The 18,969-nt window shown below is 39.1% G+C and carries 23 protein-coding genes; 6 read left to right on the top strand and 17 right to left on the bottom strand.

All coding sequences use genetic code 11. The annotated features are described in order from the left end of the window. Nucleotides 1-218: 218 nt before the first annotated feature. A complete protein-coding gene (locus tag DW904_RS15860) occupies nt 219-455 on the bottom strand; it encodes a helix-turn-helix domain-containing protein (RefSeq protein ID WP_118064609.1) in 237 nt (78 codons plus the stop codon). Between the two features lie 329 nt (nt 456-784). On the opposite strand from DW904_RS15860, the gene DW904_RS15855 reads away from it, so the two are divergent. From DW904_RS15855 to DW904_RS15830, 6 genes are read left to right on the top strand one after another with little or no spacing between them, the layout of a single operon-like run. Then, entirely contained in the window at nt 785-1,522 is a 738-nt protein-coding gene (locus tag DW904_RS15855) for a lantibiotic protection ABC transporter ATP-binding protein (protein WP_118582613.1), read from the top strand. Beyond that, nucleotides 1,489-2,235 carry a lantibiotic immunity ABC transporter MutE/EpiE family permease subunit gene (locus tag DW904_RS15850; protein WP_008705323.1) on the top strand — a complete coding sequence of 249 codons (747 nt, stop codon included), beginning with the start codon at nt 1,489-1,491 and terminating at the stop codon, nt 2,233-2,235. Before DW904_RS15855 ends, DW904_RS15850 begins: the two co-directional genes overlap by 34 nt. A gap of 2 nt (nt 2,236-2,237) precedes the next feature. Beyond that, the gene (locus DW904_RS15845) at nt 2,238-2,981 is read left to right on the top strand and encodes a lantibiotic immunity ABC transporter MutG family permease subunit (RefSeq protein ID WP_118509081.1); all 744 of its coding nucleotides are present in this window, start codon (nt 2,238-2,240) and stop codon (nt 2,979-2,981) included. Further along, complete coding sequence (locus DW904_RS15840) at nt 2,974-3,351, top strand: NisI/SpaI family lantibiotic immunity lipoprotein (RefSeq protein WP_025580194.1); 378 nt, start codon at nt 2,974-2,976, stop codon at nt 3,349-3,351. The genes DW904_RS15845 and DW904_RS15840 overlap by 8 nt, the downstream gene beginning before the upstream one ends. 38 nt (nt 3,352-3,389) lie before the next feature. Then, a complete protein-coding gene (locus DW904_RS15835; RefSeq protein WP_173716263.1) occupies nt 3,390-4,052 on the top strand; it encodes a response regulator transcription factor in 663 nt (220 codons plus the stop codon). After that, complete coding sequence (locus DW904_RS15830; RefSeq protein ID WP_118582569.1) at nt 4,043-5,407, top strand: HAMP domain-containing sensor histidine kinase; 1,365 nt, start codon at nt 4,043-4,045, stop codon at nt 5,405-5,407. Before DW904_RS15835 ends, DW904_RS15830 begins: the two co-directional genes overlap by 10 nt. A gap of 279 nt (nt 5,408-5,686) precedes the next feature. Here DW904_RS15830 and DW904_RS15825 read toward each other — a convergent pair whose 3' ends face one another. The 16 genes from DW904_RS15825 to DW904_RS23265 all read right to left on the bottom strand — a co-directional run. After that, nucleotides 5,687-6,043, bottom strand: a complete 357-nt coding sequence (locus DW904_RS15825) for a hypothetical protein (protein WP_207664924.1) — start codon at nt 6,041-6,043, stop codon at nt 5,687-5,689. A 40-nt stretch (nt 6,044-6,083) separates the two neighbouring features. After that, on the bottom strand, nt 6,084-6,785 hold the full coding sequence (locus DW904_RS15820) for a transglutaminase family protein (protein ID WP_118582566.1): 702 nt from the start codon (nt 6,783-6,785) through the stop codon (nt 6,084-6,086). 144 nt (nt 6,786-6,929) lie between these two features. After that, nucleotides 6,930-7,334, bottom strand: a complete 405-nt coding sequence (locus tag DW904_RS15810; RefSeq protein WP_207664922.1) for a hypothetical protein — start codon at nt 7,332-7,334, stop codon at nt 6,930-6,932. Nucleotides 7,335-7,363: 29 nt separating this feature from the next. Next, nucleotides 7,364-8,305, bottom strand: coding sequence for an acyl-CoA thioester hydrolase/BAAT C-terminal domain-containing protein (locus tag DW904_RS15805; protein ID WP_118050720.1), 942 nt, complete (start codon nt 8,303-8,305; stop codon nt 7,364-7,366). A gap of 26 nt (nt 8,306-8,331) precedes the next feature. After that, on the bottom strand, nt 8,332-9,105 hold the full coding sequence (locus tag DW904_RS15800; protein ID WP_118582563.1) for a class I SAM-dependent methyltransferase: 774 nt from the start codon (nt 9,103-9,105) through the stop codon (nt 8,332-8,334). After that, on the bottom strand, nt 9,036-9,626 hold the full coding sequence (locus DW904_RS15795; RefSeq protein ID WP_243110444.1) for an alpha/beta hydrolase: 591 nt from the start codon (nt 9,624-9,626) through the stop codon (nt 9,036-9,038). The genes DW904_RS15800 and DW904_RS15795 overlap by 70 nt, the downstream gene beginning before the upstream one ends. Before the next feature lie 12 nt (nt 9,627-9,638). Next, nucleotides 9,639-9,992 carry a class I SAM-dependent methyltransferase gene (locus DW904_RS15790; protein WP_243110443.1) on the bottom strand — a complete coding sequence of 118 codons (354 nt, stop codon included), beginning with the start codon at nt 9,990-9,992 and terminating at the stop codon, nt 9,639-9,641. Nucleotides 9,993-10,210: 218 nt separating this feature from the next. Next, complete coding sequence (locus DW904_RS15780; protein WP_118582560.1) at nt 10,211-10,993, bottom strand: ZIP family metal transporter; 783 nt, start codon at nt 10,991-10,993, stop codon at nt 10,211-10,213. A gap of 320 nt (nt 10,994-11,313) precedes the next feature. Further along, the gene (locus DW904_RS15775) at nt 11,314-12,339 is read right to left on the bottom strand and encodes a transglutaminase domain-containing protein (RefSeq protein WP_118582557.1); all 1,026 of its coding nucleotides are present in this window, start codon (nt 12,337-12,339) and stop codon (nt 11,314-11,316) included. A 2-nt stretch (nt 12,340-12,341) separates the two neighbouring features. Then, complete coding sequence (locus DW904_RS15770) at nt 12,342-13,454, bottom strand: heparan-alpha-glucosaminide N-acetyltransferase domain-containing protein (RefSeq protein WP_118582554.1); 1,113 nt, start codon at nt 13,452-13,454, stop codon at nt 12,342-12,344. A 26-nt stretch (nt 13,455-13,480) separates the two neighbouring features. After that, nucleotides 13,481-14,986, bottom strand: coding sequence for a hypothetical protein (locus DW904_RS15765; RefSeq protein ID WP_118582551.1), 1,506 nt, complete (start codon nt 14,984-14,986; stop codon nt 13,481-13,483). A 152-nt stretch (nt 14,987-15,138) separates the two neighbouring features. Then, the gene (locus DW904_RS15760; protein ID WP_118582548.1) at nt 15,139-15,681 is read right to left on the bottom strand and encodes a histidine phosphatase family protein; all 543 of its coding nucleotides are present in this window, start codon (nt 15,679-15,681) and stop codon (nt 15,139-15,141) included. A 15-nt stretch (nt 15,682-15,696) separates the two neighbouring features. After that, the gene (locus tag DW904_RS25800; RefSeq protein ID WP_330382710.1) at nt 15,697-16,338 is read right to left on the bottom strand and encodes an AAA family ATPase; all 642 of its coding nucleotides are present in this window, start codon (nt 16,336-16,338) and stop codon (nt 15,697-15,699) included. A gap of 126 nt (nt 16,339-16,464) precedes the next feature. Further along, nucleotides 16,465-16,827: an AAA family ATPase gene (locus DW904_RS25795; protein WP_330382700.1), complete on the bottom strand. Its 363-nt coding sequence runs from the start codon at nt 16,825-16,827 to the stop codon at nt 16,465-16,467. Nucleotides 16,828-17,036: 209 nt separating this feature from the next. Then, the gene (locus DW904_RS15750) at nt 17,037-18,755 is read right to left on the bottom strand and encodes a hypothetical protein (RefSeq protein ID WP_118582545.1); all 1,719 of its coding nucleotides are present in this window, start codon (nt 18,753-18,755) and stop codon (nt 17,037-17,039) included. Next, a partial coding sequence (locus DW904_RS23265) for a hypothetical protein (RefSeq protein WP_207664921.1) occupies nt 18,748-18,969 on the bottom strand: 222 nt, incomplete at its 5' end. The genes DW904_RS23265 and DW904_RS15750, both read right to left, overlap by 8 nt.

The raw sequence follows: 18,969 nt of genomic DNA, 5'->3' as shown, positions 1-18,969 counted from the left end.
TTAGGACTCAGTATTGACGGGGATAGGATAAAGTATTCGCCCACCTCTGCAAACGTGCGGGAGAAGCCTTGAAACTGGCGGTTATCAGCCCGAAAGGCGTAGGTTACAGTCATTATTAGCCCCCGAAACAGGTACAGACGCGCAGCGGGTGTATCTGTTTCGGGGGTGTGCAGGTGATAGCCGCAAAGCGGCGTAAGAGGGTGCAGCCCTCTTGATCGTTATTCTTGTTCCAGCGGGAAGCTCGGCAACGCTTCCAGCAGCTTTAAGGAAATGTGCTGCCGCATATCCTCGTCAATGACTTTTTTAACTTTGCCGCCCGGCTGCCTGATCTCCACCGTGGAAAGCTCGTCGATGTAGTCCGCATAGTGGGCCAGCACCTTTTCTGTGGCCCACTTCTCACCGGCAACGGCGGCTTTGATTGTTTCATAGTCCAGCAGCTTTTCTTGTCCGTCCATCCTGATACCCCGTCAGATTGATTTTTTCCATGATACCATATCTGGGAGTATGGAGCCAGAGAAACCGGCGATTTTCTGCTGGTAAATTCTACGCATTTAGAGCGGCACTATGGCGGGGATAGGATAAAACACTCACATACCCCGCCGACTATGCGGGAAAGACCTTGAAATATAGGCTTTTTAAGGCCCTAAATGCGTAGGTTGGTGCTTTGTTGCGATATGCTCCACGGTTACGGTGTATTGTTCATATTCTGTTTTCGGGAATCTTTATGAAATCTTCAAAATTGCCCGGTATGCTATCCGTAAAATCAAAGAAAGGACTTGATTATATGGATATGATTTTGAAAACGACTGACCTCTGCAAAAATTTCAAGGGGCAAATGGCGGTAAACAATGTGTCACTGAACATCCGGCGCAACTCGGTTTATGGTCTGCTGGGGCCGAATGGGGCTGGCAAATCCACGATCTTAAAAATGCTCACCGGCATTTTACGCCCCACATCGGGAAGCATCGAGTTTGACGGCCACCCGTGGAAGCGGAATGATCTGGAGCATATCGGTGCTTTGATTGAGATGCCCCCGCTTTACGAAAATCTGACTGCATACGAAAATCTCAAAGTCAGAACTACATTGCTCGGCCTGGACGATGCACGAATTAACGAGGTATTGCAAATTGTCCAACTCACGAATACCGGCAAGAAACGGGCCGGGCAGTTTTCTCTTGGTATGAAGCAGCGGCTTGGTATTGCTATTGCATTGCTGAACAGTCCCCAGCTTTTGATTCTGGATGAACCGACTAACGGCCTTGACCCTTTAGGGATTGAGGAACTTCGAGAGTTAATTCGCTCTTTTCCCTGCAAAGGGATTACAGTTATTTTGTCCAGCCATATTCTGTCAGAAGTCCAGCAGATTGCAGATCATGTGGGTATCATTGCTGGCGGCATCCTTGGATATGAGGGAGAGCTTCGCGCCGGTGAAGATTTGGAACAACTCTTTATGGATGTTATTCGCAGAATGGTAAGGAGGGATATTAAATGGAGATGGCATATATTCAGGCAGAGAACCTAAAGCATAAGAGAACTTTCACAAAAACGCTGATTGTTCTGGCCCCGTTTGTAACTGCGCTTATGAACTTTTTTGCCCCTCTTTGGTTCCAGCTCAATTCTTATAATTGGTGGTATATCCTGCTTTATCCTGGATTCCTTACGCTCACCTGTGCCTTGATTGAACAGCGGGATAATGGCAAACTAAAATATCGTGCCGTTGCTTCATTGCCTGTTTCGCAAAACAAAGTCTGGAAAGCAAAAATTGGAGTGGCCGGTATTTACTCCTGTGTGGGGAATTTCATTTTCCTGGCGCTAAATCTGTTGGGCGGTTTTGCAATATTAGTTATCAACGAAATTCCCCTGACAATCGGAATTTGGCAGGCTGCGGCCGGAACAGCTTGTATTGTCATTGCAAGCCTATGGGAAGTTCCGCTGTGCTTATGGTTATCAAAAAAAGTTGGTATCTTTGTCACGGTTATTCTTAATGCCGGACTTGGAAGCGTTTTAGGGATTTTCACGGCTACAACCTCTTTGTGGATGATCTGCCCGTATAGCTGGGTGCCGCATCTTATGATTTCCGTGTTAGGTATTTTGCCTAATGGTGAGCCGGTTGCAGATCAGAGTACGGCAATGGCATTTTGGATGATTATACTTGTATTGGTCATTTCGCTGGCCTGGTTTGCGGCGCTGTCATTTTTAACTGCAAGATGGTTTGAGAAAAAGGAGGTGGGGTAACTATGGTATCTGTGGTTCGCTGCTGGAAAGCAGAATATCAGAAGTGTAAACATAGCATTTTGCTCTATATGCACAGCATGATTCCGATTATATGTGCGGCGATTTTTGCGGGTTACTATCATATATCCAGATGGGAACTGGCAACCAAAATCAGTGCCTATCTGGAAGTGCTGGCCGTTGCGTTCCCGTTTCTGATCGGCATTATTGTGGGCCTGGTTGTTCAGATCGAAAATCAGGCCGGGCATTATCAGCTTTTGTTGGGAACAATCCCATCTCGCATGGCAACGTATATTGGTAAACTTGGTTTTCTGATGATCTGTGCTTTTGGCGCAACATTTTTAGCGTTAGGAACATTCGCTGCACTATATAGGGATGCTCCGGCAAGCCTTTACCTGAAAGCAGGGATTCTATTGTTGATTACCATGCTTCCCATTTACCTGATTCATTTGTTTGTGGGAATGAGCTTCGGAAAAGGTGCATCTATGGGATTGGGAATTGCAGGGAGTTTAATAGCTGCCCTTATGATAACAGGGCTTGGTGACGCTACATGGAAATATATTCCCTGGGCCTGGGGCGTTCGTGCTATGGATTACACTGTGCTTGCATGGGATAGCCCCCAACTGTATGCACAGGTAAAAACCGATTTTTTCAGCGGTATGATTATTTCTGTATGCTACACTGTTTGTCTGCTGATTGCCAGTTTGGTTTGGTTTCATGGTTGGGAGGGAGGTAAAAACAGTGAATAAAAAGTGCCTGTTTGCCGTGGTAATTGTGCTTGTAAGTCTTATATGCTTATCGGCCTGCGGTGCGCTCCGCGATACCGCCGATAAAAATAAGGCGTTAAATGAATCTCTGCCGTATTATGAGCTGAACGCCGCAAACTATGATGAAATTTCATATAACGGCCTGACATATACCATAACGGATGAATGTCTTGAAATGTCAGAACTGCAAGAAGAAATCGGGCAGGTATCGAAACGCTTCAAAAATGTGGCGGGGGAAGATTTCAGTTTCGGCTACGTTTACAGTATTGTGGATGTGGATATAAGCAATGCCGTAGCTGTAAATATCAACAATGAATATCGGAAAGCTGACATTAAAAATAATGATGAGTAACCTCGACAATGTGGTATAATGGGGCGGGAGGTGATTTTTTGACCCACTTACTTGTAGTTGACGATGAAGTTTCTATCTTGGAATTGATTAAGAACAGTTTGGGGAAAGATGGATATTTGATAACAGTCTGTCAAAATGCGGATGATGTAGACATCAAAAAGCTGCATTTCTATGACCTCATTCTTTTGGATGTGATGATGCCTGGCACAGACGGGTTTGAGTTTTGCAAACAGATCAGGAATATGGTAGACTGCCCGATTCTCTTTCTGACCGCAAAGACATTAGAGGAAGATATATTGTTTGGATTGGGCATCGGTGCGGATGATTATATTACGAAACCTTTTCGTATTCAGGAGCTTCGCGCCCGTGTCGCGGCACATTTACGCAGAGAAAAAAGGGAGCATCACAGCATACTTTCATTTGAGCCTGATATAAGATTTGACCTTTCCGCAAAGGTACTGTATGTTTCAGAACAGCCGGTTCCCCTTACCAAAAGCGAGTATTCAATCTGTGAATACCTTGCGAAAAACCGGGGACAGGTTTTTACAAAAGAACAAATCTATGAAGCCGTTTTCGGGTTTGATGGAATAGGCGATAACTCTACGATCTCAACGCATATAAAAAATATTCGTGCGAAATTGGAGCATTTCAAAATAAGTCCGATCAGCACCGTATGGGGGATAGGATATAAATGGGAGTGAAAAAGAAACCTACATTGAAAATATTGTTTCGCCAGTTTGCTATCTCCCTCATTGTCATGCTGGTAGCGGCAATTATTGTCCCTTCTGGTTTGGAGGGACTTGCTGTAAATGCTGGATTAGCTACAAGAGCAAATCTAAGTGAATTGCAGGTAAAAGAGATCATTCCAACGCTGACGATTGCCCCGGATATTACAAAGGTTGTGATTCCACAGGGATGCGGCTACTTAATTCTGGACAAGAACTTTAATGAGCTTTACAGCAATATGGACGATGATGAAAAAGAAATTGCCCTGCTGTACGCAAAGGGAGAATATATTGAATATGCTACGGGGAGGCAGTTTGCACTTGTTGTCCGGGAAAACGAATTTTGCGTTTTAAGCTATTATATTGGTTCTCAATTTACAGTGTCATGGCTACCGGAATATTTTCCATCTCCTGACACGCTTGCGTTTATCCTGATGGCTGTAAATTCGCTGCTGGTCATTATCATACTGACCGCCAGATTTGCTAAGAACCTGCGTACACAACTGACCCCGCTTTTTGAAGCAACTGCGGAGGTTTCAAAGCAAAACCTTGATTTTGAAGTAGGACACGCCAAAATCAAAGAGTTTGAAGATGTCCTTGCATCTTTTTCAGATATGAAAGATAATCTGAAAATTTCGTTAGAACGGCAATGGAAAACCGAACAGACACAGAAAGAGCAAATCGCCGCGCTTGCCCATGATTTGAAAACGCCTCTGACGGTTATTCAAGGAAATGCTGATTTACTCACAGAAACAAATCTTGATGATGAGCAACGATTATACGCTGGTTACGTCGTGGAAAGCTCCGGCCAGATGCAGTCATATATTCAAACCCTGATTGATATATCACGGGCGGCGGTTGGTTATCAGCTCCATATTGAAAGTATAGACTTGCCAGCGTTCATGCAGCACTTGTTCGGTTATATGGAATCACTATGCCGGACAAAAGAAATCCGGCTGCAAATGAATACTGTTTCACTCCCTCAAATGCTGAAATTTGATAGGGTGCTGATAGAACGTGCTATTATGAATGTTATCAGTAATGGGCTGGACTACTCCCCGCAAGGCGGAACGCTTTATGTGGATGTTCAGAGTAACAACGGTTTCGTGGAAATTTCAGTCACAGACGAGGGAACGGGGTTTTCTAAAGAGGCATTATGCCACGCACAAGAACGGTTCTATATGGGCGATCAAAGCCGCAATTCAAAGTTACACTTTGGTATGGGTCTATATATTACAAATTCGATTATGGAACAACATAATGGTCAGCTTATTTTAGAAAATTCAAAAGAAACCAGCGGCGCAAAGGTTACTATGAAACTTCCTTGCTGATTTTCCGATAGTGTAATGGACGTCTTTTATGTCCGTCCATTTTTCAAATCTTTATGGAATCTTCAAAACAACAAAACGCTTCAAATCGTCGCCCGGTAGGTTTACGACCTGCCGGGCGATTTTTGTCGATTTTCGCGGATTGTCATTTCCGGCAAAAAATCAGATGGAAAAGGAGGCGGTCAGCAGACCAGGGCCAGCATAGGCCCCTGACAACGGACAGGATCATCCTGCTCACTCCCCACGGAAAGGGGGTGAGAAGATGAAAGTTACCCCTGATGATTACGGGAGGCGCTGCCAGTATCTTTTCCGCTGAATACATTTGATATGTGCATGACTACCAAGTCTTTTTCTGGCTTGGTCAAGCATATCTATGCTGTAATCAAGGCAAGTAATATGTGCATTTTTCAAGGAACTCCATTTGTTTTCCGTAAATACAGCAGTTCCAACCGGAACATCAAGAAGATTTCCTGAAAAGTCATCAGGAACATATGCTAAAACTTTTCGTGCTATATCATTATCATCAGTGCCACTCCAAAATAACTTAATATACAGTTTACTGAAAATATTCCCTTGAGTAAGAACATCGTCATATATATTTTTTGATGTTTCATAAGCATTTTGTATTTTGTCTGCCATATTGCCCTCCAAATTTAATTTTAATTCTAAAAGCTTAAAACTATCGTTCTCTAATCTTCCTGACATTACGATTCATGAGGTGTCTTCCAATATGTCTATAAGCAAATGCTTTAAAGGCTGAAATTTCTTGATGATGTTCCTTCAACAGTTCATCTGGACAATCATAAACACCAAAATCCTGATTGATTCCCTCGCTCTGAATATAAGTATTGTTCCTATCAAACTCAATAATGAGATTTCTGAAATCCTTGACTGCTACTCCATAACCGCAAAATGCACCTGTACATTCCGAATTTTGTTCCTGTAACTTCTTTATGTAGGTTTTATCCAAAATGAAAGCTTCCAGTTCGTACCACTGATTTTCGAAATTAATTTCTACCCAGCTATGGAAAATACTTTTTGGAGCATTACGGTAAACAAACCCTGTCATAGCCCCTTTCTGCAATCTTTTATCAATCGTAAAACCATGTACTCTGCATGGAATATTGCAGGCACGTAAAAGTGCCATAAATAAAGTTCCTTTTGTATTACATTGTCCATAACCATCTGCAAGTACTTTTGAAGCTGAAATTCCGTCATCAATATTATATCCAAATAAAACAACATCTCTTACATAGTTGTAGATTGCCTTAATCCTTTCAAATTCACCCATTTCCTTCCATTTCATATTTTGAATAAGTTTTTGAATTGCCGGATTAGAAAAATCAACCATTCGTGTTTCCCTAAGATACTTATCTTTCATTTCCTATCGCCTTTCCCATAGGTTTTCTCACAACACAATGCATTCGCATACCTTTACGAATTTCAAATTTTTCTACTTTTAATCCTGCTTTTTTGCAAGCTGATGTACCATATAATTCAATGCTTGAAAAAGAATCTGATGATTTTAATTCTCCATTCTTATCAAGTCTGGACTTAAGAATGGAACCATAATCCTGCGTGTCACCTTTCCAATCTGTGCAAACTGTCCGCCATCAAAAAATATATGCTTAACCGGTATTTTGGCATTCGTCACAAATGCCATGGCAAGATCTGCACCGATAGAAGATGCCACTACAAGTTCTATCTCTTTGATTTCTTGTTTCTCCAGAAATCGTACCACTTGCTGTACCTCATCACTTTTGCTGCAGTACCTCTGTCCGGAGCAATACACTGTTGAGGTTGGCATAATACAATAGAATTTTCCCGCCAATTTGTCAGCAACCGGCATGCTGCTTTCCCCAGTCACTCCCATTGCATGAAAGAAAAGAACAACTGGTTCTGATTTGTTTCCTGTTGTTTTAAAAACCATATTTTCACCTTCTGTACATTTTTTATTTTTTATCCGTCTCTTTTTCTACTCTTCCATTCTGCAACAGCATTTCTCACCCGCTGATCGATATCCAGACGCGTACTACGGCATTCTTTCGGATGTTTTCTTGCTGCCTGAAATGCCAGTTTCATGAAAACTCCAGAACCAACTGGCAACATCGTCTTTAACATACTCTCTGGAAAAACGAAATGGGTTCCATGCTCATAAATAACATACTCCAACCTGCATGTGTGTGGATGTTCTTTCATACGCTGCTTCATACGGCGGATATATTTTGCTGTATCCCATAACACATCATCTTCAGCACCAATCAGCAATAATATTCCATTGATTTTTTCAATCTTGATCATCTCGTCTTCTGTGATTGTGTGAGCCTTTTCCGAATCATCAAACAGTTTTCTCGAATTAATCATATCACCTGTTCGCTTTGTTTCTTTCTCAATCACATGCCAGTAATCCGGATGTTTGTAACAAAATGGCATATACGGAAGCGGTTCTCCTTTGTAAGAAAAAAGAGATTCTCCCTCAATCGGCCATTCTTTACATCCATCTTTTTTGCCCTGCATAAATCCCTGCCAGATAAAATCACTCGGTGTCAGACCAATCGTCAATGTAATATCTTCAAAATAAGAAGCTGCAGTTAAAGCAAGTGTTCCTGTAGTAGATGCCCCGACAATTCCTATCTTCTGATTACCATGTGCTTTTAACCAATCAATTGCTTTTTCTATACGCTCCAGCGGATAATTATGATGTCCATAATCCTTTTTTCCAGGTGACATTGTCATCACATTCACACCGAGTTTATGTAACCATTTCACAGATGTACGCGCTAGATAATCCTCTGAATCATCTCCGATCATGGCAATCATTGCACAGTCTGAATCTGATTTACATTTCCAGTATGCAGCATAAAATCCATCTGTTCCCACATCAAAATGTCTTTTCTTCATCTGTATCATCTCCTGCTCGTATAATATCATCCATGTTTTTCCATAACTATTATTTTGTTCGAGATATTTCGAACAGTTGGAATTTTACCTATCACATGATAAATCGGCATAAGTTCTTTCATCCCTTCGACCAGACTGACTTCCTGCTGAACAGAAAATTCCGATATGATTCTTTGCAGCTCTTTTCCATTCTTAACTCCCCATGTGAATTTTGCATTGCTTCCCTCTATGGATTTTTCTTTCACATGTTTTACAACAAAAGGTGACATGGTTTCGACCATTACGGTTACTTCCTGAAATGATTTTTCAATAATAGAAAACATTTTTTTGATGTCCTTCTCATACAAATACATAGTAAGTCCTTCGATTATCACCAAAACATTTTCTCCGTGATAATCGATATCATCCACGTAGGAATCATCCATTGCAGACTTTGTAATCTGATACACCGGACCTGTTTCTGTAAGAAACTGTTTCCTTATCTTCATCGCTTCCGGCAGATCCACATTATACCAACGCAGATATTTTCCTTCCATTCGATAACATCTGGTATCCAGTCCACATGCAATATTTACAACAACTGTATTTGCATGCTTCTCCAAATATTGCTCAACCATCCGGTCTAATACAATTGTTCTCGCAATCACACCATAAGTCATGGCGTTATCTTTATCTGCCTTGGAAAAGTCATAATCAAGCTTTTTCACAAGTTCTACTGCAATTTCGTCATTTATTTTGGCATTTTTCTTTCTTGTTTCTTTTGCTCTTGCATACAAAGTCTGTACCATTGTTTCCGGCACACCTGTCCTCCCTGGTCAATACCGAACATATTTAAAAATCCAGCAACCAGTTCTTTCTTTGATTTATCTGCTTCATTTATTTTCTTTTGCATAAATTTAGGTAATTTACCTGTGTGAACCATTCTATACATAATCGGCACAACTATCGATGACTGGATTCTTGCCATAAATGAACCCGCTTCGTCCATATCACTACTCCCAATGATGCCATGATCTATATGAATTCTTTTCCGCTGAATCAAAAGGGATACAAAACTTCCTCCAAGGGAACACCCATATGCTGCTTTAATTCTGCCACCATACTTTTTCCTGATTTCCTGCTCAATTTTTTCACATTCATCTTCCATTGAACAAAATTCTGTTTTCTCATTTGTATCAAATCCATCATAAGAAACTGCTACCGTATAAAAATAAGAATGTAACCCATCCAGTATATGGTTAAAGCTGCTATACAGGCAACAGGTACCCGGAAATAAAAAAATCACTGGTTTACGATTGTCTCCACTTTCATAAAATTTCATAGCTGGTCTCCTTTAGGCTTTTCTCACAACACAATGCATTCGCATACCTTTACGAATTTCAAATTTTTCTACTTTTAATCCTGCTTTTTTGCAACATTTTATGACCACATCTCTTGTTGGCACCTGGACATCTCCATGTCCGCATATATTTGCCAACGGCATTTCCAATGTATTCATTAGCCATACCAATACTTTGTTGTCACTGTTCACATCTCTAAGAACCAACCTTCCATTTGGGCGAAGACATCTCTTCACACTGTCAAAAAATGCCTGTGGATCCGGATAATCTTTCTTGCACATTTCGTAAATACCAGCATGGCTACTTTCATATCTTCCTGCTGCTTTTGTAAATTCTTTAATTGACATTTTTTATATTCTTCATTTTTCATGCTTTTTTCTCCAATCACTGTACCTTTTCGCCTTGCATCCGCATTTCTTCATTCTTTTCATATAAGCATAAAACTGCTTATGCAATTCCCTCATTTCATCTGGTGCCTTCATAGCATGTTGATACATAAATTTATCTCCAAAACTGCTTTCAAATGTAACTGCCAGCATAATCGCTAAGAATCATTTCTCGCCTCTTACCCTAATGCCACATCTAGGATCATCATCAAACTAAATCCAAGTGCAAAGAAAAGCGTACCAATATTCGAGTGCTGTCCCTGCGACATTTCCGGAATTAGTTCTTCAACCACAACATATAACATGGCTCCTGCTGCAAAGCTCAGTAAATATGGTAATGCCGGGATTACCAGCTGTGCAGCAAGAATCGTCAGTACTGCTCCAATCGGTTCAACCACTCCTGAAAGTACACCTCCGAGAAATGCCTTTCCCTTGCTTTCGCCCTCTGCCCTAAGCGGCATGGATATAATCGCTCCTTCTGGAAAATTCTGAATGGCAATTCCAAGTGATAAAACGAGTGCACTTGTTGCTGTAATCTGTGCATTTTCAGCAAGAAATCCTGCATACATTACACCGACTGCCATACCTTCAGGGATGTTGTGTAGTGTAACAGCCAACACCATCATTGTTGTACGGCCAAGCTTGCTTTTCGGTCCCTCTGCCTGATCACTTCCAACATGAAGATGTGGAATCAAATGATCGAGCGCTAGTAAAAACAAAATACCAATCCAGAACCCAACAACTGCCGGAACAAATGATAATCTTCCCATACTCTCAGATTGTTTAATAGCCGGAATCAGAAGACTCCAGATTGAAGCAGCAACCATTATGCCTGCTGCAAACCCTGCAAGTGCACGTTGCACTGACTTGCTAAGTGTTTTTCTCATAAAAAACACACATGCTGCACCTAGTGTTGTTCCAACAAATGGAATCAGTATACCTTCAAAAATATTCATTAGCATTACATTTTCCTTCCTTGTATAATCGAAAATTTTTCATATATATAGCAAAAATAATTCTCTTCAGCGGTATAGTAACAGTTCTATAGCTTGTTGATTATATTTTCGCTATAATCTTTCAAACCGTCTTTTGTTAGTTTAAACTAACCGCTGCATATATAAGAAACCGCGCAAAAAGTAAACTATAATTTTACACGGTTCTTCTTGTGTTTAAGTATATCACTTACGAAATCATATAACAATAGAATTCTTTCAACAATGTTTTAATTTTTTCTGAACAGTAACCTGGACAGTTTCAGCACAAAATTCCTTGGGTCATTTCATCAATCCTTCTCCCCTTCATTCGCTTCCTCCAGCATAACACTCTCCTGTACCTGTATGTCAGCATACTGGACGCGAAGAACTGCCTGAGGCCAGTTTATGCTGACCATTGCGTTTTTCTCTTTTTCCATGCCTGCTTTGCGGATTAGGTCAAGAAGCTCATTTAATACTTCTTTTGTCAGGTATCCACCCCGCCAGTGAAAAACAAGCACCTTTCCTTTCTTAGCAGCCTGCAAAGACCGCTTGTATACATCCTCCTGTTTGGTAAATGATAATTTCTTCTCTTTGTAGTAAAAATGATCATGATCATTGCAATGAGGCGCAGGCGCGATCAAGGGCTCATGATCGCGAAAGATCTGCTGATCATCCAGGTTGAAATAGTCATAGCGGATTTCCTTGTTTTCGCGATCTTTTCCCAGGCTGTTGTCAAAAGTGGCATCTAAATGATAATATGTGCCATTTATCTTTACAATATTCCAGGTGTGCCGGTATTTGATTCCTTTTTCCGGATTGTTACCGCAAATTGCGATCACACACCATACTCCCAGCGCATCCAGAAGAACCTTCACCGCTTTCGCAATGCCCTCGCATACCCCGACGCTCTGTCCAAGAGGACCTATGATCTCATGGGAATATGCTTTTTTCAGTTTGTCATAACGGACATTTTCGCAGATAAAATCGTGCACATATTTCTCTTTTTCCCACTCAGACATCTTCTGTGCCGGGCGGACAAGCTTCTCTACCCTGGCTGTCAGAGCCTTCTGATGCTCCCGGATCTTGTTTTTCTCAAAAAGATATTCCGGTATGAAAATCAGGTTCGGCGAATCTTTGTAGTAACGATATTTAAAATTAGTTACCCAGAATATTTCCGGATGGTCCAGCCTCATCTGGAAAAAAATATTGTAAAGCTCCTCTCCGGAAAATGCCGGAACCTGAATTTCATCCGATAGATTTTTCACCCCGACAAAAATGCTGTGATAAGTAGCCTGCTGGGGTTTGTTCATATGATTATAATAGTATTGTTCCATTTTTATCCTTTTAGCTTATCTGTCAGTTTCAGATATCCCTGCACAAGTAGATCTGTTACGATCAGCACAACGACTGACAAAATCAGACAATCTCTTACACTAAATTCGTAAAAAGCTGCAAAACCAGCAATCGTCCAATATACTCCAATATGCACTGCATACATTTTGGATATCTGCCTGGAATAATAGCACAGCTTATTGTAAACAAATTTCCATTTTTCTATAATCGGCATGAGAAAAAATGCCACTGCAAATACAAGGATAATGCTGCAGAAGGTTCCCACTACTTTCACAAGTCCGGGAGTTCGATACTGTTCGATCATATAATTAAAGAATCCGTCAACACCCGGATGCATTACGATGCAGATTACAAACCAGGCTGCCGCTACGATTCCGCATACCAGACCGCTCTTTTTGTAAAAAGCTCCTTTTTCATCCTCTGGTACTTTTCTGATTACTTTTGCAAAAACATATCCTAAAAATACATAACTCAGATATGGAAAAAAGCAGAAGCTTGTCTCACCTTTTCCCCCAAAGGTCATATCCAGAAGCCAGTTAAGTGCCTGATTATCAGAAACCAGCAGTTTGGTAAAAGGTGTTACGATTCCCACTATCAATGCACTTATTATGTAACCGCCAAGTTTTACATTAAATTTCCTGTACAAAGCAAGTACAAGGTAGCACATACCGGATATGAAAAAGATATTCACAAATGTAAGCATGGAATACCGACTTGCTTCAAATACTTCCCTGCTGCCTGCCACTTCCCCTGTAATGGAATTTCTTATGGCGTAACTGACCGTCATGACTGCCGCATAGCACAAATTGCTTATGCCTTGGTAAATCAACAGTTTTATACCGTTTCTGACCATGTCCTTTGGCTGGGAATGACGTGTAAAAACACTTCCAAAACCCATGGTAAACAGATATAAGCAGGCTCCGGTAGGCATAAACAGGGCAAACATAATTTTATGTACACTTGACTCTGCCGCTGCTGCACCTGCAATTGTCTGAAAAGAATGTATAAATACAATCATGATCATCAGAAAGCCTTTTACCAGGTCAAGCTCTCTCTGGCGTCCAGTATTTACTTCTTTTTCTTTTAAAGAAAACATATTTCTTCCCCTTTTCCTTAATTTGTTCAAATATTATCTAAAAGTGCAATGTTTTTTGGATACTCCATATTAGAATATAAGTTCAGCTGCAGCTGCAATATCCTGTTATACTCATCACATCCAGGCTCAAGGACTCTTCTCTGCTCATACAAGTCGTGGTCTTCCTTGCTCATTTTCACATCAAAGCTTTCCTTTGTATGAAACTGGATTTCAATTCGGTAGTTGCGCGGATTTTTAAATTTGGTATTCACGCCATTGTATGGAAAACCGTCATTAGTCCAATAATTTTTTAATGCATAAATTTTCCAGTTTTTCTCAGACAAAGCCGTTATAACAGAACGGATCTGTTCTACATAATCTTCCGGATCCAGTATGATCGTATAACGGACTACATCCGCCAGCGAATCAAAGAAGGATTTCTCTACTCTCTGATAAAGCTTATTGTACAAGGATTTCGGTGATTTCACTCTGTACTCTAATCCTTCCAGTACGGCTTTGTTGGTTTTCGCGAACTCTATAAGGAATTTGGTTGTCTCGAATTCTGTGGATAAATAATCGGCATAAAACACTCTTTCCTCAGGAGAAAGCTTCTGAAACAGTTCCCTGTCCTTATCTGTCCATGATTCTTCGATTTCTTTGTTCAGATAGATTTTTTCAGCTGTTTCCGAAGACGGAAGGCGGTGAAGCTCTATGGAAACAATGGAAAAAAGATTCAAACTGTAGTCTGACCGGTCAGACAGACTACTGACAATTTTCCCGAAATTATCAATAATTAAATTTACCTTCCGCTCAATCAGTGTATAAGCCGAATCCGAACCGCCTGCTTCTATCACCAGCTTGCCATCTTTTACCTTAATACTTCTTACCACGTTTCTTTCAACAAATCCAACGATTTCTTCGGAATTATATTTGTCGAACTTGTCATAGCTCAAATCAATATTTGCATTTTTTAGTTCTGCCAGCTGGTTTCCAACAGCTAACACAGCTGCCAGTTCCTTCAGCCTGATAACATTTTGATTGTTCAACACCAAAGCTTCTTCTAACTGAACAGGTGCTGTACCATTTTCACCGATAAAGTGAAGCATACGGATTATGGCATATTTATGCAGATCTGATGGAAATTCAAATATATCGCCGTATTCTTCCAACAGGCATGCACTGAACAAAACATGATATTTACTCATAACCTGAAAGAACGTAAGCTCTTCTGCCTGCTTCTGAATTCCAAGCTTGTCCACATATCTATTCATAATTTCCTGATTTAAGCCAAATCCAATATGTGCAAATAGCGCTGCGGACAAAAGACAGTAGCACTCATCTTCATTCAGATTTTCCAGTTTCTGCTTATCCATTATCATATCACAAAATTCTGCAATATCGATAAAATGCATTATAGAATAATCAGAAATATTAGGATATAACTTTTTATATTTTTCCAGCATTCTCTGGACAACTGTACAGTTATCCCGGTAGTTCCCATATAGTTTTTTTGATTTTGCTAATAAAATTTCCGAACACTTATTAACTATCATTTAGTTTTTCTCCAGTCTCTTTTCCCTGTTCTCCTTCGTTTGCCTCTTTAATCAGGATAATGGCGCAGAGTTATTCGTTTCTTTTCCGGCTTAATTACCTCAAGATTACTTACCGTTTCAAAATAACCATTCATATTCCGAATATTCTTTTATCATTTAAAATCATATCGAACCACAGCACAGTTTTTTACTCCAAATGCAGCATATTCCTCATTTGTCATATCCGTAAAATAGGACTGTACCACTCTGGCGATTCCATTGTGGGCAACCAGAATATAGGTCTTTTTATCGGACTCTGCTTTTATTTCATCAAGAAGATTATAGATTCTCTGTGCCAACCGAAGTGTTGATTCTCCGCCTTCATGACTGCATGCAAAAAACTCCTTTGCTTTCTTGAAATCCTTCCCATCCCGGGGAGTGGACTCCCATTTTCCAAAATTCTGCTCAATCAGCCTTGGTTCCACCCTGTATGGAATTCCTGTCATTTCCGAAATCAACCTGGCAGTATCCGCTGCCCTGCTAAGCGGAGAGCAGAGGATTTCATCTGCCTTAATCCCCTCTGCAAGAATCTTTTGTCCTGTCTCCTTTGCCTGCTCGCGTCCATATTCTGTAAGCGGACTGTCTGTAGCCCCGCAAATTTTGTTCTCAACATTCCACAAGGTCTGCCCGTGCCGGATGAAATAGAAATGTCCCATGGTTGGTTCCTCCCGTTATTTTCTTCTCATAATCCTAAGTAACTCCTGACGAATATCCTCGTTAGGTACAAAAGCTTTTTTATAAATCTGATTATAACCAAGATACCCAAAATGAATTAAACACGTAATTACATCATCCCGACAGGAAAAACTAGTCATATCGTTCTGAAACGTAGTTACATCTACACTCACGGAATCTCCTGACAGCATTTCGATAATTGCAGATCTTAATCCATCGAAATCCATGTTGATCAATGGCACAACCGTTTCATATGAAGCAGTTTCGGACCAATAGCTTTTAAATTCTCCACGCAGCATTACACTGACAACCGCTTTTGGATTATATACTTGATAATCATTTAGCCAGTAACCGTCATACCACTTTTTTACTTTCTCATAATCCTGGTTATATTTCTCGGCAAGCGTCTTTACCTCTGCTTCCGTAAATCCGATATAAGACGCAAAATCCCCTGAACTCAACATGGTAAATTCATCAAAATTATTAAGCGCGGACTGGGTTTTCAATTTTTTAATCGGTAGAATTCCTGTCAAAAAAGCCAGTGCTATGAATCTGGTAGGCTCAGTTCCCTTGAACATTCCTCTGAGAAAATCAATATATCGGTCCTGCACTTGCTGTTTCTGCGCCTCATCTCTTATCAGGACATCTCACTCATCAATAATTACAACAAACTTATTTCCTGTTGCATTATTAATTTTGGATAAAGCCTCAAGTAATGAATTTATATCATTCGGAAGATCATCTGGATAAAATTCCCGCAATTCCTAAATTGTCTGCTCGGTAATATACGAGACAATATTTTCCGGGTCTCCTGCCGCCATCATACACCATTGCACATCAAAATGAATCACGTCGTACTTGTTCAAATGCTCCATGAAATCTGGTTTTTTGCTGATTTTCAGATTGGAAAACATTTCACTGGAGTCACATGCTTTACTGTAATATGCCGTGAGCATATTTGCCGTAATAGACTTTCCAAATCTCCGCGGACGGCTGTTGCAAATGTACGCATTTGTTGAGTTCAAAACACTATTTGTGTATTCCAACAAACCAGTCTTATCAACATATATTTTCGAATTCAAAGCCGCCTGAAAAGCACGGTTGTCTGGATTTACAAATCTTCCCATAGATATCGCTCCTAAATAAAAAAAGGCTCATAGCATCATTATCTTTTTATAGGATATATGATACTATGAAACCTTTTGGGGTGCAAGTGAAAGACTACTAAGAATTTTTGCTTTAAACAATAGATATTTTTCTAGCGTTTAGGCATTAATTGAACATTCATCCGAATGTTAATGACCAACACATTCTCCTTCCATAAATCAAGCAACCATTATGGTATATAAAATGGATTAAACCCTGTTTTCCCTTCTTCTGTCATAGATTGTTCATTTTCTGGAGTTAACCCCAAATCACAACTTTTTTCATCATCAAACAAAAAAACCTGTAGGTTATCTTTACCAATATATTCAAAGGCCTTTTCAAATATTTTACCTATTGCCAAACTATTATCTTTGTCAAAAGGCTTCGAAATATGGTCTATTACCAAAAATGGTATAATTGGATATTTATTTTCTTCTAAAAGCATTTTTAGAAAACCTAAATATGCTGAAAGCTGCATTAATGTATGTCTTGCCATACTTCCAGTATAGTAATTTGTTGATTCTCCTTCATCACTTATTGACGGTTGTAATACATTTCCATTTTTGTAATATTTAATAGCAAAACCTTTTTTTTCATAATCTGTCTTTACAACTTCTGAGCAATCATTTGCAGTTGAATATAACTCAGTGATTATCTTCTCTAAATTTGAAAGCTTTGTTTCATTGTCAGTATTTTGCAAAAGCTTAAGTTTTTCCCTTAATTCACGTTTTTGTTTCTTTTTATCTTTTAAATCATCTTCATTAAAAACAACTTCATCATCGAGTAATTCTTCAATAACACTAATATATTTTGTCTTCTGTTCAACAGAATAACATGTAAACCTACTATCATTCTCCCGAATTTCTTTTTTGGTGGCCAACATTTGCTTTTTTAAAATATCAATTGTTTCATCTTTTTGAAGATACTCACTAAAAGAAATTGTACTATTCAATTCCCCTATTAGTTTTCGTATTGGTTCAATTAGATAATTGTATTGACTGTTTTCCTTCACAAGACTATTCAATCTTTCTAATAAAACTTTTTGATTTTCACTTTTCTTTTTTAACTGTCTTGAATCTTCCTTACTATTTTCATATACCCTTATTTGTTCTGACAAATTATTGTAAACAGTTTCTAAAACAGCTATATTTTCCTTCTGTGTCTCCGATTTTTTCTCCATATTTTTTATGGATATCAATTCTTTACGAATTTCAGAAGCATTATTTCCCACATAACGTTTATTTATATCTAATTTTGCCAATCTAGAATTAACACCACTACAAATAAATACAAATTTACTCTGCTTACATTCCAGTTCTCCTATTTCCTGTTCCAATTTTTCTAATTTTTTCCTAATATCCGCGATCTCACTCAAATGATTATTAAATATATAATTTAAAATACCAGGAAGCTTTATTGAATATTTTACTTGATCACATTTATCAAAGAAATTATTAAGAATACCTTGTCTTGTCTCTCCTAAAAAGTTAAATAGCGTAAACGTTCTATACGAAATATCTTCTTCAACAAACTTTCTAAATTCTTTAAGCATTCCTTCATCACATGTAAATACAGAATTTAATCTTTCCTTATATAATTCTTCATTTACTGGTTCTAAATTTACGTCGTCAGCGTAACCAAAAAAATTCTTATTGGAATCAAGTGTTCTTACAGCCTTATATTTTATATTGCCATATACGAACTCCATTTCTGCTTTTTTTAATGTACCATGAAACCAAGGCTCCTTTGATATTTTGGCTGATGATCCAAACATATAATCAAGAAAATTATAGAAAACTGTCTTTCCAGTACTATTGCTTCCGACAAAATAATTCAATCCTTTTGAAAATGAATATGTATACTTGTTTTCATTCAAATCATACAAACTCAAAAATTCAATCTTAAACATTATCCAATACCTCCTTTAAAAACTGGCGATCTGTAAAATTCTTGCTTTCTTCTAATACAGATTTAAAAAATACTGTAATTTCTATTTTAGGTAAGTACGAGTTATCATTAAGCAACAATACTCCATCATCTTTAACAATAATCACTTCTTTTTTGACCAAAATATCTATCGATCTAATAATATATTCAATATTAAATAAATAATCATCTCGCAA

This window comes from Ruminococcus sp. AM42-11, assembly GCF_003480145.1.
Lineage (GTDB): Bacteria > Bacillota > Clostridia > Lachnospirales > Lachnospiraceae > Blautia_A > Blautia_A faecis.
This window is presented reverse-complemented; position numbering and strand designations above follow the sequence as displayed.

Coding starts and splice junctions, on each gene's coding strand:
- DW904_RS15860 (WP_118064609.1), bottom strand. CDS start 455: ATGGACGGACAAGAAAAGCTGCTGGACTATGAAACAATCAAAGCCGCC.
- DW904_RS15855 (WP_118582613.1), top strand. CDS start 785: ATGGATATGATTTTGAAAACGACTGACCTCTGCAAAAATTTCAAGGGG.
- DW904_RS15850 (WP_008705323.1), top strand. CDS start 1,489: ATGGAGATGGCATATATTCAGGCAGAGAACCTAAAGCATAAGAGAACT.
- DW904_RS15845 (WP_118509081.1), top strand. CDS start 2,238: ATGGTATCTGTGGTTCGCTGCTGGAAAGCAGAATATCAGAAGTGTAAA.
- DW904_RS15830 (WP_118582569.1), top strand. CDS start 4,043: ATGGGAGTGAAAAAGAAACCTACATTGAAAATATTGTTTCGCCAGTTT.
- DW904_RS15825 (WP_207664924.1), bottom strand. CDS start 6,043: ATGGCAGACAAAATACAAAATGCTTATGAAACATCAAAAAATATATAT.
- DW904_RS15820 (WP_118582566.1), bottom strand. CDS start 6,785: ATGAAAGATAAGTATCTTAGGGAAACACGAATGGTTGATTTTTCTAAT.
- DW904_RS15810 (WP_207664922.1), bottom strand. CDS start 7,334: ATGGTTTTTAAAACAACAGGAAACAAATCAGAACCAGTTGTTCTTTTC.
- DW904_RS15805 (WP_118050720.1), bottom strand. CDS start 8,305: ATGAAGAAAAGACATTTTGATGTGGGAACAGATGGATTTTATGCTGCA.
- DW904_RS15795 (WP_243110444.1), bottom strand. CDS start 9,626: ATGAAATTTTATGAAAGTGGAGACAATCGTAAACCAGTGATTTTTTTA.
- DW904_RS15790 (WP_243110443.1), bottom strand. CDS start 9,992: ATGTCAATTAAAGAATTTACAAAAGCAGCAGGAAGATATGAAAGTAGC.
- DW904_RS15780 (WP_118582560.1), bottom strand. CDS start 10,993: ATGCTAATGAATATTTTTGAAGGTATACTGATTCCATTTGTTGGAACA.
- DW904_RS15775 (WP_118582557.1), bottom strand. CDS start 12,339: ATGGAACAATACTATTATAATCATATGAACAAACCCCAGCAGGCTACT.
- DW904_RS15770 (WP_118582554.1), bottom strand. CDS start 13,454: ATGTTTTCTTTAAAAGAAAAAGAAGTAAATACTGGACGCCAGAGAGAG.
- DW904_RS15765 (WP_118582551.1), bottom strand. CDS start 14,986: ATGATAGTTAATAAGTGTTCGGAAATTTTATTAGCAAAATCAAAAAAA.
- DW904_RS15760 (WP_118582548.1), bottom strand. CDS start 15,681: ATGGGACATTTCTATTTCATCCGGCACGGGCAGACCTTGTGGAATGTT.
- DW904_RS25795 (WP_330382700.1), bottom strand. CDS start 16,827: ATGGGAAGATTTGTAAATCCAGACAACCGTGCTTTTCAGGCGGCTTTG.
- DW904_RS15750 (WP_118582545.1), bottom strand. CDS start 18,755: ATGTTTAAGATTGAATTTTTGAGTTTGTATGATTTGAATGAAAACAAG.